We start from the raw sequence: 25,946 nt of genomic DNA, 5'->3' as shown, positions 1-25,946 counted from the left end.
CGATAATCTGGTTAGCTGCCGACCACGCCGCCATCGCGCTTGGTCAGGACGACCAACGAGGGGCGGGCGGGGATGGCGTCGACGAAGTCGGGCCAGTTGGTGCCGGCATCGGCCATCGAGGAGGCGTCCTCCATGTCCTCGATGCGCAGTTCGCCCGGGTGTTGGACCGAGAGGAACAGGCTCGTGGCGTCGGGCGTGAAGGTTGGGGAGCAGGCTTCCGAACCGGTCGGCGGGATATAGAACAGGCGGGGCAGAGCGCGGCCTTCGCCTTCGGTATCCATGGCATAGACGGCGTCGGCCATGCCATCGGGCGGCGGGCCGTCGGTGGTTACCCAGATGCGGCCGGCCGGATCGACACCGATATTGTCGGGGTCGGTGAACCAGCCATTGGGGGTGGTGTCGGCGTGGTAGAGGCTCTCGTCTTCGGGCTTGGCGGGGTCGCCGCAGAGGACGAACACGTCCCATGTGAAGGCGTCGGCGGCGTGGTCAGCAGCATCGGGCGCGCCGGGTGGCACGAGTTCGAGCAGGTGGCCATGCGGGTTCGGGCCACGTGGGTTGGCAACGTTGACGCTTTCGCGGTCGTCTTCGCCGGCGGGGAGGCGGTCCTCGTTCTCGGTCATGGCGACATAGAGCTTGCCGGTGCCGGTATGGGGGATGAAGCCTTCGGGCGCGTCCATCGGGGTGGCGCCGACGAGGTCGGCGGCGGCGCGGGTATTGAGCACCACGTCGGCCTGGGTGGCGAAACCGGCTTCGGCGGTGAGGAGGCCCTCGCCGGCGACCAGCGGGATCCATTTCATGGTGCCGTCGCTGGCGAACTGGGCGACCGACAGGGTGCCGTTATCGAGCAGGTCCTTGTTGGCGGCGCGGTCGTCGGGGTTGAACTTGTCACGGGTGACGAAGCGATAGAGATATTCGAAATCGTCGTCGTCGCCCATGAACACCACGACGCGCCCATCGGGAGCGACGCTGACCTGGGCGCCTTCATGGGTCATGCGGCCCAGGGCCGTGCGCTTGATCGGCTTGGCGGTCGGGTCCATCGGATCGATCTCGACCACCCAGTCGAACTTCATCCATTCATTGGGTTCGTTTTCGAACTTGAAGCGCGGTTCGACGCGGGAGACGGCATAGATGTCGTTCTCGTCTTCGTCCCAGCCCTGGCGCTCGACCAGTTCCTGATTGGCCAGCGTGGTGTAGTCGCCGGCAAAGACGTCCATGGCGCCTTCTTCACCCGATAGCATGGTGCCCCATGGGGTCAGGCCGCCATTGCAGTTGGAAATTGTGCCGAACACGACAGTGCCGGTCGGGTCGGCATTGGTCTTGAGGCGGTCGTCGCCGGCGGCGGGGCCGGACATGACCATTTCGGTGCCCATGTGGATGCGGCGGTTATACTGGCCGTCCTTGACCACTTCCCACTGCGCGCCAGTGCGCTTGACTTCGACGACGGAGACGCCGGTCGAGGCCATGACCGCACGGATCTGGTCGTCGGTCATCTTGTCCTTGTAGTCGTCAACGGTCATGCCCGGGAACATCAGGAACGGGCTGGCATATTCGTGGCTGACCAGCAGCAGGCCGTGATCGTTGCTCTTGGAGCCGATCGGCAGCGGCAGGAACACGGTGAAGTCGTTGTTGTAGCCGAACTGGCGCTCGGCGGCGGCGCCGTTCAGGGTCGCCAGGTCGAATTCCGGGCTGTCGGGGAAAATCGCGTCGCCCCAGCGCAATAGCACCTGGCGATCATAACCCTCGGGCCAATGGTCGGCGGCGTCGCGGACGCGATCGAGTTCGGTGAAGGTCAGTGTCGAGGCGCTGGCGGCGGCAGCGGCACGGCCCACGCCGAAAGCGCCGCCCATGGTAGCGACGGCGGTGGTCGCGAGGAAACCCTTGAGCAGGGTGCGGCGGTTGAGGCCTTCATTGAGTAGTGAGCCGTAGCTCTGGGCAAAGGCGCGGCGCTGGGTCGGGCGCTCGCGGGTTTTCTGACGATCGGTCATGGACGCTCCTGGGCTTGCTGATGGCGCGGAGCTTTTTCATGGCTAGACGAAGGTTACGTGACAGTGCGCCCGATTCAGGCAGCGTCACTCAGCAGGGTTTCGGCGAGGCCGTATTCGTGCAGCTTTCGGTACAGCGTCGAGCGGCCGATTTTGAGGGCGCGGGCGACTTGCGACATGCGCCCACCATAGTGCTCGATGGCAAAGACGATGGCGGCACGCTCGATTTCGGCCAGCGCAGTGACTTCGCCCGTGGGGGCGATAAAGCGGTCGATGGCGGCTGGCGCTTCGGGCGCATAGCGCTGGCGGCCCAGCGCGTCGTCGATGTGGATCGGGCTTTGCTGTAGTGGTGCCGTTTCGATGGCGCTGGCGGCGAGTTCGCGGCCATTGATCTGGGCGACGATCTGCGGAAAATCCACGCTTTCGAGGTAGGCGCCATCGGTCAGCACGATGGCGCGGTACACCGCGTTTTCGAGTTGGCGGATATTGCCCGGCCAGGCGTAGCTGGCGAGCAGGTCGAGCGCGACGGGCGAGATGCCGATGACGCGCTTGCCGGCTTCGGCGGCGAAGCGGGCGATGAAATGGGCCACCAGCGCCGGCACGTCCTCTAGGCGCTCGCGCAAGGGCGGCACGTAGATCGGGAAGACGTTGAGGCGGTAATAGAGGTCTTCGCGGAACTCGCCGGATTTGGCCAGGTTCAGCAGGCGCCGATTGGTGGCGGAGATGACGCGGACATTGACGCGCTCGGGCTTGCTGGCGCCGACAGGCTCAATCTCGCCCTCCTGCAAAGCACGCAGCAGTTTGACCTGGGTTTCGAGCGGCAATTCGCCGACTTCGTCTAGGAACAGCGTGCCGTTATGGGCTTCGGCGAACTTGCCGGGCTGGTCCGACGTGGCGCCGGTGAAGCTGCCCTTCTTGTGACCGAAGAGGATCGATTCCACCAGATTGGGCGGGATGGCCCCGCAATTGACGGTGATGAACGGCTTGCCGGCACGGTCGCCGGTGCCCTGGATGATGCGGGCGATCAGTTCCTTGCCGACGCCGGTTTCCCCTTCGACTAGCACGGGGATCGTCGACTTGGCGGCCTTGGCGCAAAGCGACAGAACGCGCGCCATGGTGGGGGCCTTGGCGATCATATCGGCGGCGGTGAAGGTGCCGGAGCGGCGCGAGCGTTCGGAGCGGACGGCGGCTTCGAGCGCATCCAGCTTCATGGCATTGCGCAAGGATATGATCAGGCGCTCGGGGGCGACCGGCTTGACGAAATAATCGACCGCGCCCTGCCGCATGGCGGTGACGACAGTTTCGAGCGAGGCATTGGCGGTCTGGATGATGACGGGGGTGTTGAGGCCCTCGCGGGCCATGACTTCCATCACGCCCATGCCATCGAGGTCGGGCATGACCAGATCGAGGATCATGGCGCCGATATTGCGGTCGTCGCGCAGAATCGTCAGTGCCTGCTCGCCGCCGGTGGCGAGGAGGGGCTTGAAGCCGGCGCGGTTGGCGACTTCGGCGGTGAGGCGCAACTGCACCGGATCATCGTCAACTATCAGAACGCGCGTCATTGGACCTCGGTCGTTTCCCGCTCGAATCGCGGTGTGCCGTTTTGGGAGGAGTGTGACGGCTGGGACTTAAGAGGGGATTAATCATGAGGATTTTGCCGGATGGGCGGTTTTGGTCGGGACTGCAAAACCCTTCACATCGCCGCGCTCGCTGGCTATGGTCCGCGCACATTTTTTGACCGTCCGGAGACTCAAGCCATGACCGACCAAGCCGCGCAAAAGGGGCACAATCAGTTCGGGACCTTGCCGGTATGGGATTTATCGGACCTTTATCCGAGCAAGGATGGGCCGGAGTTTGCCCGCGATCTGGAGCAGGCCAAGGCGGACGCAGTCGCGTTCGAGGCGGATTACAAGGGCAAGCTCATTGAGCTCACCAAGGCTGGCAAGCTGATCGAGGCGATCAAGCGGACCGAGGCTTTGGGCGATCTCACAGGTAAGATCGGCTCATTTTCGTTCCTGCAATATGCGCAGAACACCACCGATCCCGATCGCGCCAAGTTCATGGGCGACACCAATGAGGCGCTGACCAACCTTTCCACCAAGGTGTTGTTCTTCGATCTGGAACTGAACCGGATCGAGGACGACGTGCTGGAAGCGGCCTTTGCGCAGAACACTGAGCTGTCGCGCTATCGCACCTGGTTTGCCGAATTGCGCAAGGCCAAGCCCTATCAGCTCGAAGACAAGCTGGAAGAGCTGTTCCACGACAAGTCGGTGACCGCCTATTCAGCCTGGAACCGGCTCTATGACGAGACGCTGGCGAGCCTGCGGCTGGAGGTTGATGGCGAGACGCTGACGCTGGAAGCGACGCTGCATCTGCTGTCCGAGCGGGACGAGAAGAAGCGCGAGAGTGCCTATAAGGCCGTCAGCAAGACGCTGAGCGAGAATGGCCGGCTGTTCACCCACATCACCAATGTGCTGGCCAAGGATAAGGAAATCTCCGACCGCTGGCGAGGCTATCAGGATATCGCCGATAGCCGCCATATGGCCAATTCGGTGGAGCGCGAAGTGGTCGATGCGCTGCAAAGCGCGGTGCGCGACGCCTATCCGCGGCTGAGCCATCGCTATTACAAGATGAAGGCCAAGTGGTTCGGCAAGGACGCGCTCAATGCCTGGGACCGCAATGCGCCGCTGCCGACCAGCGACGAGCGGACCTGGGACTGGGAGACCGCCAAGGCCACAGTGATGGAGGCCTATGGCAAGTTTTCGCCCAAGCTGGCGGAAGTCGCTGCGCCGTTCTTTGATTCAGGCTGGATCGACGCGCCGACCGCCGATGGCAAGCTCAGCGGCGCCTTCGCGCATCCGACGGTGCCGAGCGCGCATCCCTATCTGATGCTCAACTATATGGGCCGCTCGCGCGATATCATGACGCTTGCCCATGAACTGGGCCACGGCGTGCACCAGCGGCTAGCGGCGGCGCAAGGCCCTCTGCTCAGCAATACGCCGCTGACGCTGGCCGAGACGGCGTCGGTGTTCGGCGAAATGCTGACGTTCCGCTCATTGCTGGCGAAGACTACGGATTCCAAGCAACGGTTCGCGCTGCTGTCCTCCAAGGTGGAGGACATGCTCAACACCGTGGTGCGGCAGATCGCCTTCTATACCTTCGAGCGCAAAGTGCACACAGCGCGCCGTTTGGGCGAGTTGCGGACCGAGGAGATCAACGCCATCTGGCTGGAAGTACAGGCAGAATCGCTGGGCGACGGCATCGTGCTCAACGAGGGCTACGACATCTTCTGGAGCTATATCCCGCACTTCATCCACTCGCCGTTCTACGTCTATGCCTACGCGTTCGGCGACTGCCTTGTGAACTCGCTCTACGCGCAGTATGAGAAGTCCGAAGACGGCTTTGCTGAACGGTATTTCGAGTTGTTGAAGGCCGGTGGCTCCAAGCATCATTCCGAACTGCTGGCGCCGTTTGGTCTGGACGCGAAAGACCCGCAATTCTGGTCTTTGGGGCTTTCGATGATCGAGGGCCTGATCGACGAACTGGAAGCAACCAGCCCGAATTGAACTTTGGGCGAATAGACTTTAGGCCCGCTTTATTTCCGAGGATGAAATGGCTAGCAAGCACGAACCACTGCCCGCAATGATCAACGAAAGCGCGATGGATTACGCCGAACACCAGCGGACCTATGACGGGTTCGTGTCGCTGGTAAAGTACGGCGTCCTGAGCTTGGTGATCCTGGTGATCGGGCTGTATTTTGCCATCATCGGTGCACAGCCGGTGTTGGGTGTGGTGCTGATCCTGGCGTCGGTCGTGGTGCCGGCGGTGCTGGCAATGCTGTCGCGCAAATAAGCCCAGGTCGCGTCTCGGCGCGACCACGCTTACCTGCCTGAGTGGCGCATCAGCCCATTGATGAAGTTTGACCGCATGCCGCGGGTCCGTTCGGACGCGCCGGCTGCCGGAGGAGAAACGGCATGAAAATCGCAATCGTCCGCGAGCGCGTCGAGGGAGAAAACCGCGTCGCGGCCACTCCGGAAACCGTGGGCAAGCTGATCGCGCTGGGCGCCAGCGTCTCGATCGAAGCGGGAGCCGGGCTCGGCGCGCGCATTCCCGACGCCGATTATGCGGCGGCCGGTGCCAGCGTGGCGACGACCGCCGCGGCGGCGCTCAAGGATGCCGAAATCGTCCTGACGGTGCGCCGTCCGACGGCGGCGAGCCTGAATGGCGTGGCCAAGGGCGCGCTGCTGATCGGTGCGCTCGACCCCTATGGCAATAATGTCGAATTGGCCGCTTTGGCCAAAGCGGGCGTCACCGCTGTCTCCATGGAATTCATGCCGCGCATTACGCGCGCCCAGGTGATGGATATCCTGTCGTCGCAGGCCAATCTGGCCGGCTATCAGGGCGTCATCGACGCGGCGGCGGAATTCGACCGTGCTTTCCCAATGATGATGACCGCTGCCGGTACGGTTCGTCCGGCCAAGGTGTTCGTGATGGGCGCCGGCGTTGCCGGGCTGCAGGCGATTGCCACGGCCAAGCGGCTGGGCGCAGTGGTCTCGGCCACCGACGTGCGGCCGGCAGCCAAAGAACAGGTCGAGTCGCTCGGTGGCAAGTTCGTTGCCGTCGAGGACGAGGAATTCAAGCAGGCCGAAACCGCTGGCGGCTATGCCAAGCAGATGAGCGCCGAATACCAGGCCAAGCAGGCTGAACTGACCGCCTCGCATATTGCCAAGCAGGATATCGTCATCACCACCGCGCTGATCCCGGGGCGCCCCGCGCCGCGGCTGATCACCAAGGCGATGGTGGAATCGATGGCTCCGGGCTCGATCATCGTCGATCTGGCGGCGGAACGCGGCGGCAATGTCGAGCTGACGGTGCCGGGCAAGATCATCGAGCACAACAGCGTCAAGATCATCGGCTATACCAACGTGCAGGGTCGTATCCCCACCACGGCTAGCCAGCTCTATGCGCGAAACCTGTTGGCCTTCGTCACCACGCTGATCGACGCCAAGACCAAGGTCCTGGCGATCAACTGGGATGACGAACTGGTCAAGGCGACTGTGCTGACGCGCGATGGCGCGGTGGTGCATCCGCAGTTTGTGGCCGCAGCGGCTGCCCCGGTTGCTGAAGCCAAGCCGGCCGCAGTGGCCAAGGCTGCGCCGAAGAAGCCAGTCGCGGCCACCAAGGCCGAGCCGCAGGCTGCGCCGGTCAAGACCGGCGCCGTCAGCGCGGTTCCGGCCAAGAAGGCACCTGCCAAGAAAGCTGTAGCGAAGCCGGTCGTCGTTCCGGCCATGGCGGATGCGCCCAAGAAGGCCGCGCCTGGCGTGGAACAATCCGTGCCGGCCGCCGCCGTAGCTGTTGCTCTGGTCGCGCCCAAGGCCAAGCCTGCCGCCAAGAAGGTTGCAGCCGTGACCGAGGCGGCAACTGCCGCTCCGGTCGCCAAGAAACCTGCAGCCAAGAAGCCGGCGGCGCCGAAGAAGCCCGCAACCACAGCCAAGGATGCCAAGTAAATGGAAGCCATCGATCCCTTCACCTTCCGGCTCGCCATTTTCGTGCTGGCGATTTTCGTGGGCTATTTCGTGGTCTGGTCGGTCACCCCGGCGCTGCACACGCCGCTGATGAGCGTGACCAATGCCATTTCTTCGGTGATCGTGGTGGGTGCCTTGCTCGCCGTGGGCGTACAGTTGGCGGCTGACGGCAATTGGGTTTCCAAGGCCTTCGGCTTCATCGCGCTGGTATTTGCCAGCGTCAATATCTTCGGCGGGTTCCTCGTCACCCAGCGCATGCTGGCAATGTATAAGAAGAAGGGCTAACCGCCATGATCAACGCGGATATCGCCGCCCTTCTCTACTTGGTCTCGGGCGTGCTGTTCATCCTGGCGCTGCGCGGGCTTTCCAATCCCCGCTCGGCCCAGCAGGGCAATCGTTTCGGCATGATCGGCATGGGTATTGCCATCCTGACCACGCTGGCGCTGGCGGCTCCGGTCGATGTTGTCAGCTGGGTGCTGATCATCGGCGGCATTGCGCTCGGCGGCGGCATCGGCGCCTATATGGCGCGCACGGTCAAGATGACCGACATGCCGCAGCTGGTTGCGGCTTTCCACTCGCTGGTGGGTCTCGCCGCGGTGTTCGTGGCCGCAGCAGCGCTTTACGCGCCTGAAGCCTTCGGCATCGGTGAAGTGGGCGCGATCCATGCGCAGGCGCTGGTCGAAATGTCGATCGGCGTGGCCATCGGCGCCTTCACCTTCACTGGCTCGATCATCGCTTTCGCCAAGCTCAACGGCAATATGAGCGGCAAGCCGATCATCCTGCCGGCCCGGCACGCCATCCACATCGTGCTCGGCGTGGCGCTGATCGTGCTGGTCTATCTGCTGACCACGACGGGCAACCCGGTCTATTTCTGGCTGATCACCGTGCTGGCGCTGGTTCTCGGCGGGTTGATGATCATCCCGATCGGCGGCGCCGACATGCCGGTGGTCGTCTCCATGCTCAATTCCTATTCGGGCTGGGCGGCGGCGGGTATCGGCTTCACGCTGGGCAATACCGCGCTGATCATCACCGGCGCGCTGGTGGGCTCCTCGGGCGCGATCCTGAGCTACATCATGTGCAAGGCGATGAACCGCAGCTTCATTTCGGTGATCCTGGGCGGGTTCGGCGGCGACAGCGGCGCGGCGGCCGACAAGGGCGAAGACAATCGTCCGGTCAAGCAGGGCGCGGCCGACGACGCCGCCTTCCTGATGAAGAACGCCAGCAAGGTCATCATCGTGCCGGGTTACGGCATGGCGGTGGCACAGGCGCAGCATGCCCTGCGCGAAATGGCCGACCTGCTCAAGAAGGAAGGCGTCACCGTCAAATACGCCATCCATCCGGTGGCGGGCCGCATGCCGGGGCACATGAACGTGCTGCTGGCCGAAGCCAATGTGCCCTATGACGAAGTGTTCGAGCTGGAAGACATCAACTCCGAGTTCGCCCAGTCTGACGTCGCCTTTGTTATCGGCGCCAATGACGTGACCAACCCGGCCGCCAAGACCGACAAGACCTCGCCGATCTATGGCATGCCCGTGCTCAACGTCGAGGACGCCGGCACCGTGCTGTTCATCAAGCGCGGCATGGCGGCGGGTTATGCCGGCGTGCAGAACGAGCTGTTCTACCGCGACAACACCATGATGCTGTTTGGCGATGCGAAGAAGATGACCGAGGAAATCGTCAAAGCCCTCGGGCACTAGAAACGAATTCTGGCGGCCAGCTAGAGCGGGTACTCTGCGCTTCCGGTGCTCACGTACTTAAGTACGATCCGCTCCGGTTCTCGCGAACCCACGCTATCTGACTCGCCACAATCCGTTTCCGGCAAGAGCCGCGAAATTGGAAAGGCCCGCTTCGGCGGGCCTTTTGCATTTCAGATGTGCGACAGGAGGTTGATCACATTGCCAAACGGGTCGCGGACGTAGAAGCGGCGGACGCCCCAGGGTTCGTCGGTGATCGCGTAGACGATTTCGAGCCCGAGCGAGACGGCGCGGTTGTGGATGGCGTCGACGTCATCGACCTCGATCGAGAGAGTTGGCACCTCGGTACCGGACCCGCCCTGGCTGGCGACGCTCAATTGCGGCTTTGCCGATCCATCGGCGGCGAAGGTCAGGATCCAGCCTTGGTCCATGACCAGGTCGAGTTCCAGAAAATCTCGATAGAACTTCTGAGCTGCCTGTGGGTTGGCGGCGGCGAGATTGGGGACGATGCGGCGAACGGTCATGGGTGCCTCCTCGCCTCAATAATGCGGTGGTGGCGGTTCCGTCCGTGGATCGGCGATATTGCTGACGGCCCGCGCCTGCTCATCGAGCAGGTTTACCTTGCGGCTGAGCGCGTCGATCACCGCCCATTGGGCGGTGATGGTGGCGTTCAGCTCCTCGATAGTCTCGTCCTGATAGGCGATGCGGGTTTCCAGCGCGTCGAGCCGGTCGGCGAGGCGGTCGGGATCGCTCATCGGCAATGCTCCTTGCGGGTCGTTTCGGGGCATCCATAGGCCGCCAACGGGCGTGGCGCAATTGAGACTCACACGGCGGCATGTTGACGTATAGGGAACCCTTTAGGTGCCGTGGCCATTGGTTAGGTGAACAACCAACGGGGGGAGCCGAAAATGGCGACCACTTGGACCAATCATAATCACGATCTGGCAATCGCCCACACTGATGTGCGGGGCGTTATCACGTTGGGTCTCAGTGCCGCTCTGCCCATGGCGGGCTATTTCGCGGCTGATATGCTTGGCGACGCAATGGGCGTAATGCCTGTCGTAACGCCGCCAATGGGCCTGCCGGAATGGACGGTAGCGGCGGCGATGATGCTGACCCTGCCGATGTGGGGTGTTGCTAGGTGGCTGGTCGGCCAGCGCGGCCCTGCGGGGCGCAGCGCCAGCCGCTGGATCGTGGCGCTGATTGCCGGCGTCATCCTGTTGCCATTTGCGCTGAGTGTTGCCAATCCGCTGATGATGGGGCTGCTGCCCATGCTGGTGCTGCTGACCGGCGTCGTTGCGGCCATGCGCGCCTCGGCATTGTCGGGTGGCGCTGCGCTGCTGCTGGCGCCGGGCCTGCTGTGGTTCGGTCTCGGCTCGCTGATCGGCTTCACCACCCTGGCCGGTGGCTGGTCGCCGCCCTTCGCGCTGGTCGATCACAACAAACACTAATCCGCCATTCTCGTAGTTACCTTGGCGTGCGTCCTTGCGGCGCACGCCCTTTCGCGCCATCTGAGGACTGTACTGGCTCGCTTGCGCGAAAGGATTTGCCTTGTCCAAGACTCTCAAGATCGACGTGTTCACCGATGTTGTCTGCCCCTGGTGCCTGGTGGGCTCGGCGCGGCTGGACAAGGCCCTGGCCGATCTGCCCGACGATATCGAGGTGATCGTGGAGAACCATCCCTTCTATCTCGATGCTTCGACGCCGGCGGAAGGTGTTGTCGTGGCCGACATGCTGCGCGAAAAGTATGGCAAAGAGCCCAAGGAAATGTGGGAGCGCGTGGAGAGCGAGGCCAAAAAGGCCGGTATTGATCTTGACCTGTCGCAGCAGCCGCGCATGTTCCCTACTGCCAAGGCCCATACCATTACGCGGCTGGCCAAGCCCCTGGGCGTGCAGCATGAACTGGCCAATGCCATCGCGGAGGCGTATTTCCTGCAGCATCGCCAGATCAACGACGACAATGTGCTGGCCGATCTGGCGGTGGAGTTCGGCTTCGATCGCGGCGACGCCATGGACGCGATGAACGACGCAAATGAATTGGCGATCACCGAGCAGTTGGCGGTTCAGGCGGCCGAGCAGGGCATTCGCGGCGTGCCGTTTTTCGTGTTCAACGAGAAATATGCCCTGAGCGGCGCCCAGCCGCAGGAGGTCTTCGAGAAGGCCATTGCACAGACGCTGGAAGAAGCTTGAGTGAAAATTCTCCGTCGCATCCTGGTTGGCTTGGTCGTTCTCATCATGCTCGGCTATGCCGCGGTGGTGGGCGGCATGTATTATTTTCAGCGCGACCTGCAATATGAGCGCACGGGGCCAATTACGGCCCTGGCGGACACCGCCATCGTGGGAGCCGATGAAGTGGCGATCCCGGTCGATGGCAGCGTCATCAACGGCTGGTACGAGGCGCCTGAGGCCGGCAAGCCGCTGATCATCTATTATAAGGGCAATGCGGGCAGTTTCTCGCGCGAGCATGAGCGCTTCGCCACCTGGGCGCAGGCCGGCTACGGGTTTCTGGCCTTCGATTACCGCGGCTTCCCCGCCTCGCCGGGCAGCATCACCCAGCAGGGTATACTGGACGATGCGCTGGCCGCCTTCGATTGGGGCGCGGCCAAGGGGGCTCCGGTGGTGATCTGGGGCCGTTCGCTCGGCTCGGGGCCGGCAACCTGTGTGGCCAGCCTGCGCGATGCCGATGCACTGCTGCTGGAAACGCCGTTCCTTTCGGCGGTCCATGTGGCAGCGGAGCGCTATCCTTATCTGCCGGTCTATTGGGTGATGCAGGACCAGTTTCCGGTCGATAAATGGATCAAGGACGTGACCGAGCCGGTGCTGATCGCCCATGGCACCGCCGACACCACGATCGATGTGTCCAACGGTAAGCAGCTGTATGATCTGGTGCCGCACCAGGACGAATTGTGGATCGTGCCGGACGGCACCCACGGCGATCTGTGGGATCGTGGGTTATGGCACCATGCCGAGCCGTTCTTCGAGCGCTCTGAGGTTGCGGCGCAGCAATAAACGAAGTGTGGGAGAGCCCAATGGCTATGAGGATCGTTGCCGGGGCACTGGCGCTGGCGTTGGGGGTGAGCAGCGCCCAGGCTGCTCCGATCGGCCTCGCCATCAAGAGCGCATCGGTGCAGGCGGATACATTTGGCGGGCAGCCGACGATCGTGGTCGAGTTGCAGCCTGATGCCCAGCGGACCTTCGCCAAGCTGACAGCCCGGCATGTCGGGGAAATCCTCGATCTGCTCGTCGATGGCACCGTGGTGTCATCGCCGCGTATCCAGACTGTTATTCCCGGTCCCTCGGTGGTGATCAGCGGCGATTTTACAGCGCGCCAAGCCGCTGAGCTGGCGCGCCGTATTTCCAATGGCGATGCCGCTGTGGCGGTCGAGCTGGCTTCGGAATAGGCGGCACAAAAAAACGCCGTCCCGAAGGACGGCGTTTTCAAGTTCTCTTGCGCTAACCTTAGAAGGAAGCGGGACGCTCTGGGCGCGGTGCACCAGCGCTCGGAGCGCCTGGACGCGGGCTCTGGCCGGGACGCGGAGCAGCGGCTGGAGCGGGCAGGCCGCTCTCACGCTGGGCGCGCTTACGAGCCAGCTTGCGGGCGCGACGAACGGCCTCGGCCTTCTGGCGAGCCTTCTTTTCGGAGGGCTTCTCGTAGTAGTTGCGCAGCTTCATCTCGCGGAAGACGCCTTCGCGCTGCAGCTTCTTCTTCAGCGCGCGCAGCGCCTGATCAACGTTATTATCGCGAACGACTACTTGCAAAGGTCAAAAGCCCTTTCGAGACTTGGTCAATGTGTTTGGATGATAGCGCCAGGCCAAATAAACCCCGCGCCGACCAGCAGAGCCAGTCACCGTGGGCCGCTCTATAGCCCAAGGGTTGGGGCTTGTCCACTGTGAGTCAGGATAAAACGCCAATTTCCTGGCGTCTGGCTTGCCTGGCTGTGGATAGAGGAGGCACAAGGTCTCTCCACCCTAACACGGAGACCCACCATGGCCCAAGAGCTTGTCCTGCTACCCGGACTGCTCTGCGACGCCCGCCTGTGGCGCGACGCGATTGCCCCGCTGGGCGATGCCGTTTGCCCGATGATTGCAGATCTGACACAGGACGACAGCATAGCGGCGATGGCGGCGCGGACGCTGGCGGTTGCGCCGACGCGATTCGCCCTGGCAGGGCTGTCGATGGGCGGCTACGTGGCGCTGGAAATCATGCGGCAGGCGCCCGAGCGCGTCACGCATCTGGCCTTGCTGGACACCACGGCGCAGCCTGACGATGCAGCGCGCCTGGCCAAGCGCCGCGCGGGCATCGAGAGCATCAAGCTGGGGCGGTTCATCGGCGTCTCGCAGGCGCTGCTGGCGAACCTGGTGGCCCCACAGCGGCTGGGCACGTCTCTTGCGGCCGAGGTGCAGGCCATGTCCGAGCGGGTGGGGCAGGAGGCCTATATCCGCCAGCAGACCGCGATCATGGGGCGGATCGATTCTCGGCCTGCACTGGGCACGATCGCTGTGCCGACGCTGGTGGGGGTGGGCGATGTGGATATCCTGACGCCGCCGGCGCTATCGCAGGAGATCGCAGCGGAGATTGCAGGGGCGGAGTTGGTGACGTTTGAGGGTAGTGGGCATTTGTCGACGATGGAGGCGCCAGAGGCGGTGGCTGAGGCGCTAAGGGTGTGGTTGGGGCGGTAGCGTCTCAGTCCTTGCGAACGATCCGATTGATATGCGCCATCTTGCGGCCCGGACGGACCTCGGTCTTGCCGTAGAGATGGGGCTGCGTATTGCCGTCCAGTGATCCGGGGATCGCCAGCACTTCGTCGCCGATCAGGTTTTCCATCACCACGTCGGCGAGGCGCGCGGGATCGCCCAAAGGCCAGCCGAGCACGGCGCGGATGTGCTGCTCGAACTGGTCGGTGAGGCAGACGGCCTCGGTCCAGTGGCCCGAATTGTGAACGCGGGGGGCGATTTCGTTGACCAGCAGGGTTGGGCGCTCGCCGGGTACCACGAAGAATTCGACGCCCAGCACGCCGACATAGTCGAGCGCCACGACGATGACCTTGGCGAGCATGGCCGCGTGCTTTTCGAGGCCGGGGGAAATGGCGGCGGGTACGGTGCTGGTGAACAGGATGTGGTTGCGGTGCACGTTTTCGGCGGCGTCGAAGCTTTTGACTTCGCCGCTGAGGCTGCGTGCCACGACGACGGAAATTTCCTTTTCAAACGGAACGAAGGCTTCAAGCACCAAGGGCTTGGGTTCCAACTCGGCAAAGGCCGCTGCCGCCTCGCTGCGCTCCCGGATGACGCGTTGGCCCTTGCCGTCATAGCCCAGCCGCGTGGTCTTGAGCACGGCGGGCAGGCCGAGGGCGTCGATGGCGGTTTCGAGGTCGGCCAGCGTTTCGACGGCGCGATGGGGCGCTACCGGAATATTCTTGGAGGCAAGGAAGGCCTTTTCCGCCAGGCGATCCTGCGAGATCGCCAGCGCGTTGGCGCCGGGGCGCAGCGGCTTGCGGGCGGCAAGGAATTCGGCGGTCTTGGCCGGGACGTTCTCGAATTCGTAGGTGATGACGTCGACTGCGTCGGCAAAGGCGGCCAGCGCGACTTCGTCGTCATAGGCAGCCACAGTCTTGTGCGGCGTGACCTCGAAGGCGGGGCTACTGGCATCGGGGCAATAGATGTGGGTGCGCATGCCCAACTTGCTGGCGGCGAGCGACAGCATGCGGCCAAGCTGGCCCCCGCCGAGGATGCCGATCATGGTGCCGGGGGGCAGCGGAGAAATATCGGGCACGTGTTACTCGGTGTCGGTCGGAAACAGGGGGACGGCGGCGGTCTGCTGGGCGCGGTAGGCGTCGAGGCGGTCGGCTAGGTCGTCATCGCTAAGCGCCAGGATGGCGGCGGCGAGCAGGGCGGCATTGATGGCACCGGGCTGGCCGATGGCCAGCGTGCCGACCGGAATGCCGCCGGGCATCTGCACGATCGACAGCAGGCTATCCTGGCCGGACAGGGCCTTGGACTGCACCGGTACGCCCAGCACGGGCAGGGGGGTCATGGCGGCGATCATGCCTGGCAGGTGGGCGGCGCCGCCTGCTCCGGCAATGATGACCTTGAAGTCTTCGTCGCGGGCACCGGTGGCGAATTCGACTAGGCGCTCGGGCGTGCGATGCGCAGAAACGATGCGCGCCTCATATTCGATTTCGAGGGTTTCGAGGGTTTCGGCGGCGAGGCGCATGGTCGGCCAGTCCGACTGGCTGCCCATGACGATGGCGACGCTAGGCTTGGTGAGCATTGATTCCCCCGACCCCTCTGCAAAGCGGGCATTTAGCCCCATTGTCGCCACAACTCAAGGCGCGAAAGCCTCAGGCGATGATATCAGGAATGAGAATATTCTCGAGCTGGACGATGCGATCCTTTAGCGCCAGCTTGCGCTTCTTGAGTCGCTGAATCAGCATCCGATCGGCCACCTGAGACTCAGTCAAGGTGTGAATAGCTGCATCGAGATCGGCGTGTTCCTGCCGCTTGGTGGCAAGTTCGAGGCCGAAGCCTGCTTCTTGTTCTCTGGTCAGTTCAAGCATCGTCTTGGCGTGTCCCGAGGTCCAGAACCTCACACTTGGTTAACTGATCGGCGACCCATTTGCACCAGAATTTCGACGGGCTCACAAACACGGTCGACAAGACGTGAATTATTTGTGACGATGGTCCTGTCCACCAAGCTTAAGGAGTTGTTATGACGACTGAAGGCCACATTGCGGCGCTCGAACGGCGTCATCTGGAGTTGGACCGTCAGATCCAATCGGAGTTGCAGAATACCCGCTACGACGATCTGATGGTCACCGCGCTCAAGCGCAAAAAGCTCGAAGTGAAGGACGAACTCTCAAAATACTCCGGCGCCAACGCGCTGTAAGCGTCTAAAGTTTCCCCAGTTGGGAATTGAGGGTCACGACATCTGTCGCGGCCCTTTTTTGTTGCCCTAACCGGCGAGAGTGCCCGCGAAGAAGACGCCCTGGGCGCCGTCCCAGATCAGCTTGAGGGCGAGAAAAAACACCAGCACATAGGCGATCTGGTAGAAATATTTGGCCGAGATGCGACGTACCAGGTAGATGCCGAGCAGCACGCCGATAATGCCCACGGGGATCAGCGCTGCCGACAGTTCCAGATTGTGCACCGAAAGCTGGCCGAGGAAGAAGTACGGGATCAGCTTGGCGGTGTTGACGATGCCGAAGAAGAGAGCGGTGGTGCCGGAATAAAGCGCGGGTGCCAGGCGCTGGGGCAGCACGTAGATCTGGAAGGGCGGCCCGCCGGTGTGGGAAACGAAGCTGGTGAAGCCCGAAAAAGTGCCCCAGAACACGCCCCACGGCGTCGAGGGCGGCAGGCCCTCAAGCTTCTTGCGCAGGGGCAGCATGGCGTCGAGCACGAAGAGCAGTGTCACGATGCCGACGAAGAGCAGCACCGCAGCGTCGGAAACGAACGACCATAGCACCCAGCCGATGATGGTGCCTATCGCGGCGCCCGGCAGCATGACCTTGAGGATGTTCCAGGAGAACTCCTTGCGGTAGGCGTAGACCGCGATGCAATCCATGGCGAGCAGCACCGGCAACATCATGCCGGCGGCTTCACGGGCTGGCATGACCAAGGTCAGCAGGGGTACGCCGACCACGCCGAGACTGCCGAGCAGGCCGGATTTGGACAGCCCGACGAGCAGAACCGCGATCGAAGCGATCGCGACGAAATAGGGATCGAACATGGGGAAGGACGCCTGGAAAGAGGTGCGCTAGTCAGAGTCCGCGCCCGGCGATTTGTCAACCGGCCGTTCGGGGTCTGGCATTGTATCGGCCGCCATGGCGGCGTTGAGCAGGCCCATCGACTGGCGCACGAGCCCCACATAGGCATCCTGGTCATTGCGCACGGCAAAACTATCGTGCAGCAGCTTGTTGTCGTGCTCCTCGAAGGTTTTGGCCAGCGACAGCGCCTTATCGGGCTCGTAGCCCAGGCGGGCCAGCACCTTGGCGCCCAGGCTGATCGCCGAGAGGAAGGTTTCGCGCTCGAACACCTCCACGCCCAGTTCCATCAGTTCATGGGCGTGGCCGCGATCGATGGCGCGGGCGGCGATGGCGACGTGCGGGAAGCTGCGGCGGACATTGCGGGCGATCGTGAGGATACGGTCGCGCCCACCCACGGTGATGACCACCAGTTCGGCATCCTTGACCCCGGCGGCATGCAGCAGGTCGAGCCGCGAGGCGTCGCCGTAGAACACTTTGACGCCGAATTTACGCACCAGGTCGATCTGGGCCGGATCATCATCGATCAGGGTCATTTCAAAGCCCTGGGCGCGCAGCAGGCGGGTAACGATCTGCCCGAACCGGCCATAACCCAGCACGACGATCTTCTGCTGCTCGTCTATATCGTCGGTCTGGCGCTTGTCGCGGCGGGCATCGAGCTGGGGCGCGACCAGCCGGTCGAAGGCCAGCAGCAGCAGCGGCGTCAGCGCCATGGAGGTGGCGATCGCCACCGAGAGCAGATCGTATTCGACACCCTCGAAGGCGTTGGAGGTCTGGGCGAACTGCAGGATGACGAAGGCGAATTCGCCGGCTTGGCTGAGCAGAATGGCCAACAGCAGCCGGTCGGCCAAGTGCATGCGAAAGACCGTAGCCAGCGCGAACAGCACGAGGAATTTGACGCCCACAAAGCCGGCCACCAGCGCCAAGAGGCGCAGCGGCTCGGTAAACATAATCGAGAAGGCAATCGACATGCCAACCGAGATGAAAAACAGGCCGAGCAGCAGGCCCTTGAACGGCTCCAGGTTGCTTTCCAGCTCGTGGCGATATTCGCTATCGGCCAGCAGGACGCCGCCGATGAAGGCGCCGAGCGCCGGCGACAGGCCGACATATTGGGTCAGCAGCGCGGCGCCGATGACCAACGCCAGCCCCAGGGCGGTGAAGGCTTCACGCACGCCAGTGCGGGCGACATAGCCCAGCAGCGGGCGCACCAGGTAGCGACCAGCAATGATGGCGGCGATGAAAACGCCAATCAGGGTAAGCGGGGTCAGCCAATCGATGGGACTGTCGAGCGCGTCGACAGCATCGGTGAGGTCGACGCCCACGCTGGCATTGATCCCCGAGGTCGCCAGGATCGGAATGGCCGCGAGAATGGGGATGACCGCCACGTCCTGCACCAGCAGAATGGCGAGGCTGGCCCGGCCGGTATCGGTCTTGGTGATGTCGCGCTGCTCGACCGTCTGCATGGCAATGGCTGTCGAGGACATCGCCAGCGCCATGCCGATGACGACGGCCGCATTCCAGTGGATGCCGGCGAAGTGGATGATCACCGCCAGCAGCACCGAGGTCAGCACCAATTGGGTGACGCCCAGGCCCAGGACCTTGTGGCGCATGCGCCAGATTTCGGAGGGCTGCAGCTCCAGCCCAATGAGAAACAGCATCATGACGATGCCGAATTCGGAGGCGTGGCGGAGGGTTTCGGTATCGGAAACGAGGCGGAGCCCATAGGGGCCGATCAACACCCCGGCGGCGAGATAGCCAAGGACGGTGCCCAGGCCCAGGGCCTTGAAGAGAGGCACCAGGGCGACGCTGGCCGCCAGCAGTACGAAGATGGCCAGCAGGAGGTTATTTTCCAGATTATCCTCCTGCCGGCTTTATTCGAGTTGGTAGCCTTAGTTGTCGGTATCGCTCTTGAGCGATTTGAGACGGGCGAACACGGAGTCCGCGTCGAACTCGTCCTGACGCGCGGGACCGTGATCGGCGCCGGTGCCGAAATCGGGAGCATTCTCGTCGCTGTGGCCACGGGCGCCCGAGCGGGACATCGCCTCTTCGGCCGTCATCAGGGTCGTGCCTTCGTCCATCTCATCGGGACCAACGGCGCCCTTGGACGCGCGCTTGACCTCGAGATCGAGATCGATCTGGCTGCACAGGCCCAGGGTAACCGGGTCCATGGCGGCAAGGTTGGCGGCGTTCCAATGGGTGGATTCGCGTACCGAATCGATGGTCGACTTGGTGGTGCCGACCAGACGCATGATCTGGGCGTCCTTGAGCTCGGGGTGATTGCGAACCAGCCACTTGATGGCATTGGGACGCTCGTTGCGGCGCGAAATGGGGGTGTAGCGCGGACCCTTGCGCTTGGCGGCGGCAACGCGAACCTTGGGCTCCAGCAGGGTCAGCCGATATTTCGGGTCCTTCTCGGCCTTTTCGATTTCTTCGCGCGTCAACTGACCGTTCTGGATCGGGTTCACGCCCATGATGCCGCCGGCGACGTCGCCATCGGCGATGCCTTGCACTTCAAGCGGATGCAGGGTGCAGAACGCGGCAATCTGTTCGAACGACAACGCGGTGTTGTCGACCAGCCAGACGGCGGTCGCCTTGGGCATCAACAAGGGCTGGGTCATGGTAAAACTCTCCTGCAGGCGCGGCCGGTCTTCCTCCGGGCCGCTCCGCCTCTTTGCGTACTGCTGAGGGGGAACGCTCTCAATATATGGGTTTGGTCGTTAAACTGCAATGCCAATGTCGCTGGAACCATGCGCCAAAAGCCGGGTTGCTCCGGCCATCGGGCGGGTTAAGCTGACGATAGAAGGCAGGAGGCTGGAATGGACGAGGACGCGATCAGGAAGCCCAGGGGCCATGAAGTGGGTATGATGCTCGACGCCATGTCGGTCGAGGAATTGGAAGAACGCATCGCCTTGCTGGAGGGCGAAATCGCCCGGCTACAGGCGGCAATCGCGGCCCGCAACAAGACCCGAAACGATGCTGATGCCCTATTCAAGTTTTAGGTCCGGTCGGCCATAGTTGGCGGGAGCTTGTTCGGCAGGGTTAAGAAATTGTGGCCTGTTAACGTGCAGTTAACAACTTTAGGTTAACTTGAATGTATTCAGATTCTTCTGGATTTTTCAGAGCGATTTCTCCCTCTGTTTGACGCCTCCCTGTTAACTTCGAGAGCGGTTCTTACCGCTCTTTTTTTGTTTTCTGCTTTCTCAAATCCTTGATCTTAAAGCTCTTTTCAGCCTGTTTTCCATGCCATGGTGACGGCGGGGCCATTTATCCCTAAACTGGCACCACAACGAGGGAGAGCGCGTGGCGGACATCGGCGACAAGGCACAGGCAATTGCTATCGGTCCGCGCATTGTGGCGTCGGGCGGATTTGACCTGCTGTATCGCGAGGGGATGACCCTGATCGAAGAGGTCGCCTCCTATCTCGATGGCCACGGCCGCGCCGATAGCCGGATCTTGCCGCGTGACGCTTCGTTCCTCTACGCCACTGAATCCATGCGCCTGACCACGCGGCTGATGCAATTGGCCTCCTGGCTGTTGTTGCAGCGCGCCGTCAACGAAGGCGAAATCACCCCCGAAAATGCCCGCTCCGAAAAGGAGAAGGTCAAGTTCTCCGCCACCCCATCCGAGCGAGGCGGGCCGGGCTATGAGCATCTGCCGGAAGTGTTGCGCGAGTTCATCGTCAAGGGCGACCGCCTGTTCGACAAGGTGATGCAGTTCGACACGCTGGAACGCGGCACCATGACGATCGGCGATACGGGCAATGCCAATGGTGTTGTCGATCAGCTGGCGCGCTTGAAGGCGGCCTTCGGGCGGGCGGATTAACCCGCGCGTGGCGCGAAGAAAATAATGGCCGCGCCGGCGATGCAGACTAGAGCGCCCAGAATATCCCAAAGATCGGGGCCAATGCGCTCCACACCCAGCATGAACAGCAGCGAGGCAGCGACATAGATGCCCCATAGGCAGCGAAGGCGCGTCCGGCGCTGGCGGTGCCGGTCAGCGTGAGTAGCCAGGCAAAAGCGGCGAGCGCAAGAAGGGCGGGAAGCCACAGCCAGGGCTGGTTGAGGCGCAGGGCCTGCCAGACCAGAAAATAACCAGTGATTTCGCATGCCGCCGCCAACAGGAAGAAAACGAAGGTCATTCTGCGCTCCTTGGCGATGGCGAGGATAAACGGGCAACAAAAAGCCCGGCACAATGGCCGGGCTTTTGAATTCTTCGGACTGGCTTAGATGCCGAGGCCCTTGAAGCGCTCCTTGAAGCGCGAAACGCGGCCGCCGCGGTCGAGCAACTGGCCCGTGCCGCCGGTCCAGGCCGGGTGGGTCTTGGGATCGATATCGAGCTGAAGGGTATCGCCTTCCTTGCCGTAGGTCGACTTGGTCTGATACTTGGTGCCGTCGGTCATTACCACGTTGACGAGGTGGTAGTCCGGATGGATATCGCTCTTCATGATCGCCTCAAATGCAACGGGCGCCAGCAGGCGCCCTGAAAGCCAAACAGGTGTTGGCCGCTTCATAGCGAAAGCGTGGCCAATCTGCAAGGGCCGAGGGCGAGCTAATATGTCTCGGGACAAAGCGGTTGCGGCGGGTTTGGGCAGTCCTTATGTAGGCGGAACAGTCGGCATGCCTCGGCGTGCCGCTTCCTTGTGGATAGCAAACTCTGCCATGACCGATCAGGCCGTTCCGCTGCCAGCCGAAACCAAAGCGCCCGCAACCAAGATTGTGACGCCACCCAAGCTGCGCCCACTGGCCCGGCTGCTGCCGTTTATCCTGGCCTATCCGTGGCGCCTGTCGCTGACAATCCTGTTCCTGTTGATCTCGACGATCGCCTCGCTGGCTATTCCGGCCATGCTGGGCGGCGTAGTGGACCAGGGCTTTGTCGAGAAGAACCTGCAGAGCGTGGCCAATTATGGCTACCTGATCGTCGGCATCGCGGCGATCATGGGCTTGGCCAGCGGCGCGCGGTTTTACTTCATCTCGGTCTTGGGTGAACGTGTGCTGGCGGATCTGCGCCAGGCGGTGTTCGTGCACCTTTTGGGCCTCGATGCGCGCTATTTCGACACCCACCGGGTTGGGGAGTTGACCAGCCGGCTCAATGGCGACGTGGCGGTGATCCGGGGCGCCGTCGGCTCCAGCGGCTCGCTGGCGCTGCGCTCGTTGGTGACCATCGTGGGCGCGCTGATCATGATGCTGCTGACCAGCCCTGTGCTGACCGTGGCGGTGGTGATCGCCGCGCCGGCAATCCTGCTGCCGCTGGTCACGTTCTCGCGCCGGCTGCGCGGCATGTCGCGCCGCACGCAAGACGCGCTGGCGGATCTGTCCGCCATGGCGACCGAAATGCTGGGGGCAACCCGCACGGTCAAATCGTTCACCCAGGAAAAGGTGCAGTCGCGCGTCTATAATGAACGCAGCGAGGCGAGCTATCAGGCCGAGGTCAAGCGGCTGTTTGCCCGCTCGGCGCTGGTGGCGATGGTGATTTTCCTCGGTACCTCGGCCATCGTGTTCCTGGTGTGGTGGGGCGCCCGCTCGGTATTCGAGGGCACGGTGACGGCCGGGCAGTTGGCGCAGTTTTTGATCTATGCGCTGATGGCTTCGGGCGCGCTGACCAATGTCAGCGAAGTGCTGGGCACGCTGCAATCGGTCGCCGGCTCGACCGAGCGGCTGGTGGAAATCCTCGATACCGAGCCGCAGATCGAAGTGAAGGCCAATCCCACGCCGATGCCGGTGCCGCCGCTGGGCACGGTGGCGTTCGAGCATGTCGATTTCACCTATGGGGCCGAGAGCGGTGAACTGGTGCTGAAGCAGCTCAATTTCGCTGTGGCAAAGGGTCAGACCGTGGCGCTGGTCGGCGCCTCGGGCTCGGGCAAGTCGACGACGCTGTCGCTGCTGCAGCGGTTTTATGATGTCACGGGTGGCGCCATCAAGGTCGATGGGCTGGATGTCCGCGACGTGTCGCCGTTCGAGCTGCGCCAGCGGTTTGCCTATGTGGAGCAGGAGCCGACGATTTTTGCCGGCACGATCGCCGAGAATATCCGCTTCGGCAAGCCCGATGCCAGCGACGCCGATGTCGAGGCCGCGGCCAAGGCGGCGCTGGTGCATGATTTCGTCATGGACCTGCCGCTGGGCTATGGGGCCATCGTGGGCGAACGCGGCGTCATGCTGTCGGGCGGGCAGAAGCAGCGGCTGGCCATCGCTCGGGCGATCCTCAAGAATGCGCCGATCCTGCTGCTGGACGAGGCCACCAGTGCGCTCGATGCGCAGAGCGAGCGGCTGGTGCAGACGGCCCTGGAGCATTTGATGCGCGGCCGCACCACGCTGGTCATCGCCCACCGGCTGGCGACCATCCGCGATGCCGATACCATCCTGGTGCTCGATGGCGGGCGGATCATCGACCAGGGCACGCATGACCAGTTGGTCGGTAAAGGCGGGCGCTATGCGGAGCTGGCCAAGCTGCAGTTCCGGCATGAGATCGAGGGGTAGCTCTCCTCACCTCTCCCTTTGGGGGAGGTCGGCGCGCAGCGCCGGGTGACGGGGCCTTGCCCACGCGCCTCACCCAGTAAAGGCCCCCTCACCCGACCGAAGACGGTCGACCTCTCCCCCGAAGGGAGAGGTGAAGAGCTCTCCTCACCCCTCGGTCAGCTTGAACTCGATCCTTCGGTTGCGGCGGTAGGCTTCTTCGGTATCGCCTGGGTCCAAGGGCGTGAACTCGCCAAAGCCAGCGGCGATCAGGCGGTTGGGGGAGACGCCTTTGCTGACCAGATACTTGGCCACCGAGATGGCGCGCGAGGCGGACAGTTCCCAGTTGGAGGGGAATTGGGCGTTGGAGATCGGGCGCTTGTCGGTATGGCCATCGATGCGCAGGACCCAGTTGATATCGGGCGGAATTTCGGTTTCGAGCTGCAGGATGGCGTCGGCAAGGGCATCGAGGTCGGGCGTGCCGGCCGGTTGCACCGTGGCTTGGCCGGGATCGAACAGCACTTCAGACTGGAACACGAAACGGTCGCCGACGATGCGGACATCGGCGCGGCCTTCCAGGATCTGGCGGAGGCGGCCGAAGAAATCGGAGCGGTAGCGGCTGAGGTCCTGCACGCGCTGGGCCAAGGCCAGGTTGAGGCGCTTGCCGAGATCGGCGATCTGGGTGCGTGACTCGGTATCGCGGGATTCGGACGCATCGAGGGCCTGCTCCAGTGCACCGATCTGGGTGCGCAAGGCGGCCAATTGCTGATTGAGCAGCGCGACCTGGGCATTGGCCTCGTCGGACATGTCCTGAGCCTTGCTTAGTTCGGCATTGAGGCCGGCAATGGCTTCGTCCTTGCCGGTAAGGCCGGTGCCGATGCCGGCGAGCTGGCCGGTCAGATTTTGATTATCGGCGGTGGTGGTGGCCAGGGTCGCCTGCAGATTGGCGATCTGGGAGTTTAGGTCGTCGGCGTTGCCGCGTTCGAGTTGCAGCAGGTCGGTCAGTTCGGCGATCTGGCTGTTGAGACGCGAGAGCGCGGTGTCCTTGCCCTGGATTTCGGTGTTGAGGAAGAACTGCGTGACCATGAACAGCGACAGCAGGAAGATGATGACGAGCAAGAGGCTCGACAGGGCATCGACGAAGCCGGGCCAGTAATTGGCCTCGATCCTGCGGCGCGAGCGGGCTCCGGGCATGGCCTAATTCCGCCGATCGGTGTCGTCTTGCGCCAGCATGGCCTCGATCAGGTCGCGCAGCTTCCGGTTGGTTTCGCCCTGCTCGACGATGTGGGTACGCAAATCGTCCTGCTCGGTGCGGATATGCTTGACCAACCCGTCGATGCCGCGCGCCAGTTCGGCCATGGCGCGAATGGCGTTCTGGGAGGAGTTCTGGTTCTGCATGGTGTTGCCAAGGCGATCGATCATGGCCTGCATGTCGGCGCCCTGCATGCCCAGGCCGTTGGCCTGCATGGCGGTGACGGGGTGATCCAGCTCTGTCATCGAGGTCATCCAGTCCTCGAGATCGGTATAGAAGGCGTTCTGTGCCTGGCTGGTCTGCAGGTCCAAAAAGCCCAGCACCAGCGAGCCGGCAAGGCCGAACAGCGAGGACGAGAAAGCGGTGCCCATGCCTGCGAGTGGCGCTGTGAGGCCATTCTTGAGATTGGCGAACAGCGAGGCGGTGTCGCCGGAGGTAACGTCCAGCGCGTTGATGACGCCGGCGACTGAGGTCACCGTCTGCAACAGGCCATAGAACGTGCCCATGAGGCCCAGAAAGACCAGCAGGCCCGTGAGATAGCGCGAGGTATCCTTGGCTTCGTCGAGCCGATTGCCGACCGAATCCAGAATGGAGCGCATTGAGGACGGGGTGATGATCGCCTCGCCGATGCGCTCACGCAGAAGCCCGGCGACGGGGGCCAACAGGATTGGCGGACGCACGGTGGTGACGGTGCCGTCCTGCAGCGAATTGACCCATTTGACCTCGGGAAACAGGCGGTAAATCTGGCGGAAACTGAGGAAAATGCCGGTGAACAGGGTGAAAAAGATCAGCGAATTGATGAAGGGGTTGGCCCAGAAGAAGGCCAGGACAGTGCTCGCCAGGATCGCCCCGACCAGGCCGACAATGATCAAGAAGATCAATATCTTGATGAGGTAAACCGTGGGGCTGGCAAGATGATAGGGATCGTAGCCTTGCGTCATCGGTGTAGGGCCCTGGTCCATGCTCGGCAAATCAATGCTGGGGAGAGTAGTCAGAGCAGATGGGTGTGACAATCGGAAAGGTTAACGGGCAAGCGCCAGCGCCGCACAGTCTGGTGACCTGCGGGTAGGGGAGACTGCGGCATGCGGCGAGACGTGCCTCATGGTTTTGTAGATAAGCGAGACAGCGCCTCGCCGCATGCGATGGGGTTTCTGGCCGCCCGAACGTGGCCTCCACTGTTTCAGGAGACGAACGTCGCGCTGGCCCAGGGATCGCGCGACCGCATTCCCCTCCCACCAAACTCCCCACGGCCGTTCGTCGCGAACCCGCAGCCATTGTGGAGATATC

Annotated in this window: 28 protein-coding genes and 1 pseudogene; 14 read left to right on the top strand and 15 right to left on the bottom strand. The window is 62.9% G+C overall.

From position 1 onward, the window contains the following. Nucleotides 1–11: 11 nt before the first annotated feature. Both JWP26_RS01265 and JWP26_RS01260 read right to left on the bottom strand, forming a co-directional pair. Nucleotides 12–1,985 carry a PhoX family phosphatase gene (locus tag JWP26_RS01265; RefSeq protein WP_299722281.1) on the bottom strand — a complete coding sequence of 658 codons (1,974 nt, stop codon included), beginning with the start codon at nt 1,983–1,985 and terminating at the stop codon, nt 12–14. A gap of 74 nt (nt 1,986–2,059) precedes the next feature. Next, nucleotides 2,060–3,544, bottom strand: a complete 1,485-nt coding sequence (locus tag JWP26_RS01260) for a sigma-54 dependent transcriptional regulator (protein WP_299722278.1) — start codon at nt 3,542–3,544, stop codon at nt 2,060–2,062. Nucleotides 3,545–3,739: 195 nt separating this feature from the next. Between JWP26_RS01260 and JWP26_RS01255 the strand changes: the two genes are divergently transcribed. From JWP26_RS01255 to JWP26_RS01235, 5 genes are all read left to right on the top strand, one after another. Then, nucleotides 3,740–5,548 (top strand): M3 family oligoendopeptidase, encoded by a 1,809-nt coding sequence (locus JWP26_RS01255; RefSeq protein WP_299722275.1) that lies wholly within the window; start codon nt 3,740–3,742, stop codon nt 5,546–5,548. A 46-nt stretch (nt 5,549–5,594) separates the two neighbouring features. Further along, nucleotides 5,595–5,834: an aa3-type cytochrome c oxidase subunit IV gene (locus JWP26_RS01250; protein WP_299722272.1), complete on the top strand. Its 240-nt coding sequence runs from the start codon at nt 5,595–5,597 to the stop codon at nt 5,832–5,834. A gap of 122 nt (nt 5,835–5,956) precedes the next feature. Then, on the top strand, nt 5,957–7,489 hold the full coding sequence (locus JWP26_RS01245; RefSeq protein ID WP_299722269.1) for a Re/Si-specific NAD(P)(+) transhydrogenase subunit alpha: 1,533 nt from the start codon (nt 5,957–5,959) through the stop codon (nt 7,487–7,489). Then, nucleotides 7,490–7,792, top strand: a complete 303-nt coding sequence (locus JWP26_RS01240) for a proton-translocating transhydrogenase family protein (protein ID WP_299722266.1) — start codon at nt 7,490–7,492, stop codon at nt 7,790–7,792. Between the two features lie 8 nt (nt 7,793–7,800). Beyond that, nucleotides 7,801–9,204, top strand: coding sequence for an NAD(P)(+) transhydrogenase (Re/Si-specific) subunit beta (locus tag JWP26_RS01235; protein ID WP_299722434.1), 1,404 nt, complete (start codon nt 7,801–7,803; stop codon nt 9,202–9,204). Nucleotides 9,205–9,374: 170 nt separating this feature from the next. Here JWP26_RS01235 and JWP26_RS01230 read toward each other — a convergent pair whose 3' ends face one another. Next, on the bottom strand, nt 9,375–9,725 hold the full coding sequence (locus tag JWP26_RS01230; protein ID WP_299722263.1) for a VOC family protein: 351 nt from the start codon (nt 9,723–9,725) through the stop codon (nt 9,375–9,377). Nucleotides 9,726–9,740: 15 nt separating this feature from the next. Then, nucleotides 9,741–9,956 carry a SlyX family protein gene (locus JWP26_RS01225; RefSeq protein ID WP_299722260.1) on the bottom strand — a complete coding sequence of 72 codons (216 nt, stop codon included), beginning with the start codon at nt 9,954–9,956 and terminating at the stop codon, nt 9,741–9,743. A 153-nt stretch (nt 9,957–10,109) separates the two neighbouring features. Here JWP26_RS01225 and JWP26_RS01220 point away from each other — a divergent pair, with 153 nt between their 5' ends. The 4 genes from JWP26_RS01220 to JWP26_RS01205 all read left to right on the top strand — a co-directional run bounded on the left by JWP26_RS01220 (nt 10,110) and on the right by JWP26_RS01205 (nt 12,602). Continuing rightward, complete coding sequence (locus tag JWP26_RS01220; protein WP_299722257.1) at nt 10,110–10,652, top strand: hypothetical protein; 543 nt, start codon at nt 10,110–10,112, stop codon at nt 10,650–10,652. Nucleotides 10,653–10,752: 100 nt separating this feature from the next. Beyond that, complete coding sequence (locus JWP26_RS01215; RefSeq protein ID WP_299722254.1) at nt 10,753–11,391, top strand: DsbA family oxidoreductase; 639 nt, start codon at nt 10,753–10,755, stop codon at nt 11,389–11,391. Next, a complete protein-coding gene (locus tag JWP26_RS01210; RefSeq protein ID WP_299722251.1) occupies nt 11,392–12,210 on the top strand; it encodes an alpha/beta hydrolase in 819 nt (272 codons plus the stop codon). Between the two features lie 20 nt (nt 12,211–12,230). Then, nucleotides 12,231–12,602, top strand: a complete 372-nt coding sequence (locus tag JWP26_RS01205) for a hypothetical protein (RefSeq protein ID WP_299722248.1) — start codon at nt 12,231–12,233, stop codon at nt 12,600–12,602. A 58-nt stretch (nt 12,603–12,660) separates the two neighbouring features. Here the strand turns inward: JWP26_RS01205 and rpsU are convergent, their stop codons facing one another. Next, nucleotides 12,661–12,960, bottom strand: coding sequence for a 30S ribosomal protein S21 (gene rpsU / locus JWP26_RS01200; RefSeq protein WP_299722245.1), 300 nt, complete (start codon nt 12,958–12,960; stop codon nt 12,661–12,663). 228 nt (nt 12,961–13,188) lie between these two features. Here rpsU and JWP26_RS01195 point away from each other — a divergent pair, with 228 nt between their 5' ends. Continuing rightward, a complete protein-coding gene (locus tag JWP26_RS01195; RefSeq protein ID WP_299722242.1) occupies nt 13,189–13,881 on the top strand; it encodes an alpha/beta fold hydrolase in 693 nt (230 codons plus the stop codon). Nucleotides 13,882–13,885: 4 nt separating this feature from the next. On the opposite strand, the gene JWP26_RS01190 is transcribed toward JWP26_RS01195, so the two are convergent. The 3 genes from JWP26_RS01190 to JWP26_RS01180 form a co-directional block, all read right to left on the bottom strand. Continuing rightward, on the bottom strand, nt 13,886–14,971 hold the full coding sequence (locus tag JWP26_RS01190) for a 5-(carboxyamino)imidazole ribonucleotide synthase (protein WP_299722239.1): 1,086 nt from the start codon (nt 14,969–14,971) through the stop codon (nt 13,886–13,888). Nucleotides 14,972–14,974: 3 nt separating this feature from the next. Continuing rightward, nucleotides 14,975–15,469 carry a 5-(carboxyamino)imidazole ribonucleotide mutase gene (purE, locus tag JWP26_RS01185; protein ID WP_299722237.1) on the bottom strand — a complete coding sequence of 165 codons (495 nt, stop codon included), beginning with the start codon at nt 15,467–15,469 and terminating at the stop codon, nt 14,975–14,977. 70 nt (nt 15,470–15,539) lie between these two features. Continuing rightward, complete coding sequence (locus tag JWP26_RS01180) at nt 15,540–15,755, bottom strand: DUF465 domain-containing protein (protein ID WP_299722234.1); 216 nt, start codon at nt 15,753–15,755, stop codon at nt 15,540–15,542. Between the two features lie 152 nt (nt 15,756–15,907). Here JWP26_RS01180 and JWP26_RS01175 point away from each other — a divergent pair, with 152 nt between their 5' ends. Beyond that, nucleotides 15,908–16,084, top strand: coding sequence for a DUF465 domain-containing protein (locus JWP26_RS01175; RefSeq protein WP_299722231.1), 177 nt, complete (start codon nt 15,908–15,910; stop codon nt 16,082–16,084). Between the two features lie 66 nt (nt 16,085–16,150). Here the strand turns inward: JWP26_RS01175 and JWP26_RS01170 are convergent, their stop codons facing one another. The 3 genes from JWP26_RS01170 to JWP26_RS01160 all read right to left on the bottom strand — a co-directional run bounded on the left by JWP26_RS01170 (nt 16,151) and on the right by JWP26_RS01160 (nt 19,576). Continuing rightward, a complete protein-coding gene (locus tag JWP26_RS01170; RefSeq protein WP_299722228.1) occupies nt 16,151–16,924 on the bottom strand; it encodes a sulfite exporter TauE/SafE family protein in 774 nt (257 codons plus the stop codon). 27 nt (nt 16,925–16,951) lie between these two features. Further along, complete coding sequence (locus tag JWP26_RS01165; protein ID WP_299722431.1) at nt 16,952–18,775, bottom strand: monovalent cation:proton antiporter-2 (CPA2) family protein; 1,824 nt, start codon at nt 18,773–18,775, stop codon at nt 16,952–16,954. A 72-nt stretch (nt 18,776–18,847) separates the two neighbouring features. Beyond that, nucleotides 18,848–19,576, bottom strand: coding sequence for a DUF1013 domain-containing protein (locus JWP26_RS01160; protein ID WP_299722225.1), 729 nt, complete (start codon nt 19,574–19,576; stop codon nt 18,848–18,850). A 198-nt stretch (nt 19,577–19,774) separates the two neighbouring features. Between JWP26_RS01160 and JWP26_RS01155 the strand changes: the two genes are divergently transcribed. Continuing rightward, nucleotides 19,775–19,957, top strand: coding sequence for a DUF1192 domain-containing protein (locus JWP26_RS01155; protein WP_299722222.1), 183 nt, complete (start codon nt 19,775–19,777; stop codon nt 19,955–19,957). Between the two features lie 301 nt (nt 19,958–20,258). Beyond that, nucleotides 20,259–20,780: a DUF1465 family protein gene (locus JWP26_RS01150; RefSeq protein ID WP_299722219.1), complete on the top strand. Its 522-nt coding sequence runs from the start codon at nt 20,259–20,261 to the stop codon at nt 20,778–20,780. On the opposite strand, the pseudogene JWP26_RS01145 reads toward JWP26_RS01150, so the two are convergent. Both JWP26_RS01145 and rpmE read right to left on the bottom strand, forming a co-directional pair. Continuing rightward, nucleotides 20,777–21,096: pseudogene (locus JWP26_RS01145) on the bottom strand (YnfA family protein). The gene JWP26_RS01150 and the pseudogene JWP26_RS01145 overlap by 4 nt on opposite strands. A gap of 84 nt (nt 21,097–21,180) precedes the next feature. Beyond that, nucleotides 21,181–21,402, bottom strand: a complete 222-nt coding sequence (rpmE, locus tag JWP26_RS01140) for a 50S ribosomal protein L31 (protein WP_299722216.1) — start codon at nt 21,400–21,402, stop codon at nt 21,181–21,183. A gap of 214 nt (nt 21,403–21,616) precedes the next feature. Here rpmE and JWP26_RS01135 point away from each other — a divergent pair, with 214 nt between their 5' ends. Then, a complete protein-coding gene (locus JWP26_RS01135) occupies nt 21,617–23,431 on the top strand; it encodes an ABC transporter transmembrane domain-containing protein (RefSeq protein WP_299722213.1) in 1,815 nt (604 codons plus the stop codon). Nucleotides 23,432–23,575: 144 nt separating this feature from the next. Here JWP26_RS01135 and JWP26_RS01130 read toward each other — a convergent pair whose 3' ends face one another. Both JWP26_RS01130 and JWP26_RS01125 read right to left on the bottom strand, forming a co-directional pair. Continuing rightward, nucleotides 23,576–24,601 (bottom strand): peptidoglycan -binding protein, encoded by a 1,026-nt coding sequence (locus JWP26_RS01130; protein WP_299722210.1) that lies wholly within the window; start codon nt 24,599–24,601, stop codon nt 23,576–23,578. A 3-nt stretch (nt 24,602–24,604) separates the two neighbouring features. Further along, nucleotides 24,605–25,600, bottom strand: coding sequence for a flagellar motor protein MotA (locus JWP26_RS01125; RefSeq protein ID WP_299722207.1), 996 nt, complete (start codon nt 25,598–25,600; stop codon nt 24,605–24,607). Nucleotides 25,601–25,946 lie beyond the last annotated feature (346 nt).

Source organism: Devosia sp., from assembly GCF_028290435.1.
In the GTDB taxonomy this organism is placed as follows: Bacteria; Pseudomonadota; Alphaproteobacteria; order Rhizobiales; family Devosiaceae; genus Devosia.
The sequence above is the reverse complement of the archived record's forward strand: the minus strand, read 5'-3'. Positions and strand labels throughout refer to the sequence as shown.

Excerpts from the sequence above, each read along its gene's own strand:
- JWP26_RS01265 (WP_299722281.1), bottom strand. The coding sequence starts at position 1,985 with ATGACCGATCGTCAGAAAACCCGCGAGCGCCCGACCCAGCGCCGCGCC.
- JWP26_RS01260 (WP_299722278.1), bottom strand. The coding sequence starts at position 3,544 with ATGACGCGCGTTCTGATAGTTGACGATGATCCGGTGCAGTTGCGCCTC.
- JWP26_RS01255 (WP_299722275.1), top strand. The coding sequence starts at position 3,740 with ATGACCGACCAAGCCGCGCAAAAGGGGCACAATCAGTTCGGGACCTTG.
- JWP26_RS01250 (WP_299722272.1), top strand. The coding sequence starts at position 5,595 with ATGGCTAGCAAGCACGAACCACTGCCCGCAATGATCAACGAAAGCGCG.
- JWP26_RS01245 (WP_299722269.1), top strand. The coding sequence starts at position 5,957 with ATGAAAATCGCAATCGTCCGCGAGCGCGTCGAGGGAGAAAACCGCGTC.
- JWP26_RS01240 (WP_299722266.1), top strand. The coding sequence starts at position 7,490 with ATGGAAGCCATCGATCCCTTCACCTTCCGGCTCGCCATTTTCGTGCTG.
- JWP26_RS01230 (WP_299722263.1), bottom strand. The coding sequence starts at position 9,725 with ATGACCGTTCGCCGCATCGTCCCCAATCTCGCCGCCGCCAACCCACAG.
- JWP26_RS01225 (WP_299722260.1), bottom strand. The coding sequence starts at position 9,956 with ATGAGCGATCCCGACCGCCTCGCCGACCGGCTCGACGCGCTGGAAACC.
- JWP26_RS01220 (WP_299722257.1), top strand. The coding sequence starts at position 10,110 with ATGGCGACCACTTGGACCAATCATAATCACGATCTGGCAATCGCCCAC.
- JWP26_RS01205 (WP_299722248.1), top strand. The coding sequence starts at position 12,231 with ATGGCTATGAGGATCGTTGCCGGGGCACTGGCGCTGGCGTTGGGGGTG.
- JWP26_RS01195 (WP_299722242.1), top strand. The coding sequence starts at position 13,189 with ATGGCCCAAGAGCTTGTCCTGCTACCCGGACTGCTCTGCGACGCCCGC.
- purE (WP_299722237.1), bottom strand. The coding sequence starts at position 15,469 with ATGCTCACCAAGCCTAGCGTCGCCATCGTCATGGGCAGCCAGTCGGAC.
- JWP26_RS01180 (WP_299722234.1), bottom strand. The coding sequence starts at position 15,755 with ATGCTTGAACTGACCAGAGAACAAGAAGCAGGCTTCGGCCTCGAACTT.
- JWP26_RS01175 (WP_299722231.1), top strand. The coding sequence starts at position 15,908 with ATGACGACTGAAGGCCACATTGCGGCGCTCGAACGGCGTCATCTGGAG.
- JWP26_RS01170 (WP_299722228.1), bottom strand. The coding sequence starts at position 16,924 with ATGTTCGATCCCTATTTCGTCGCGATCGCTTCGATCGCGGTTCTGCTC.
- JWP26_RS01160 (WP_299722225.1), bottom strand. The coding sequence starts at position 19,576 with ATGACCCAGCCCTTGTTGATGCCCAAGGCGACCGCCGTCTGGCTGGTC.
- JWP26_RS01155 (WP_299722222.1), top strand. The coding sequence starts at position 19,775 with ATGGACGAGGACGCGATCAGGAAGCCCAGGGGCCATGAAGTGGGTATG.
- rpmE (WP_299722216.1), bottom strand. The coding sequence starts at position 21,402 with ATGAAGAGCGATATCCATCCGGACTACCACCTCGTCAACGTGGTAATG.
- JWP26_RS01135 (WP_299722213.1), top strand. The coding sequence starts at position 21,617 with ATGACCGATCAGGCCGTTCCGCTGCCAGCCGAAACCAAAGCGCCCGCA.
- JWP26_RS01130 (WP_299722210.1), bottom strand. The coding sequence starts at position 24,601 with ATGCCCGGAGCCCGCTCGCGCCGCAGGATCGAGGCCAATTACTGGCCC.
- JWP26_RS01125 (WP_299722207.1), bottom strand. The coding sequence starts at position 25,600 with ATGACGCAAGGCTACGATCCCTATCATCTTGCCAGCCCCACGGTTTAC.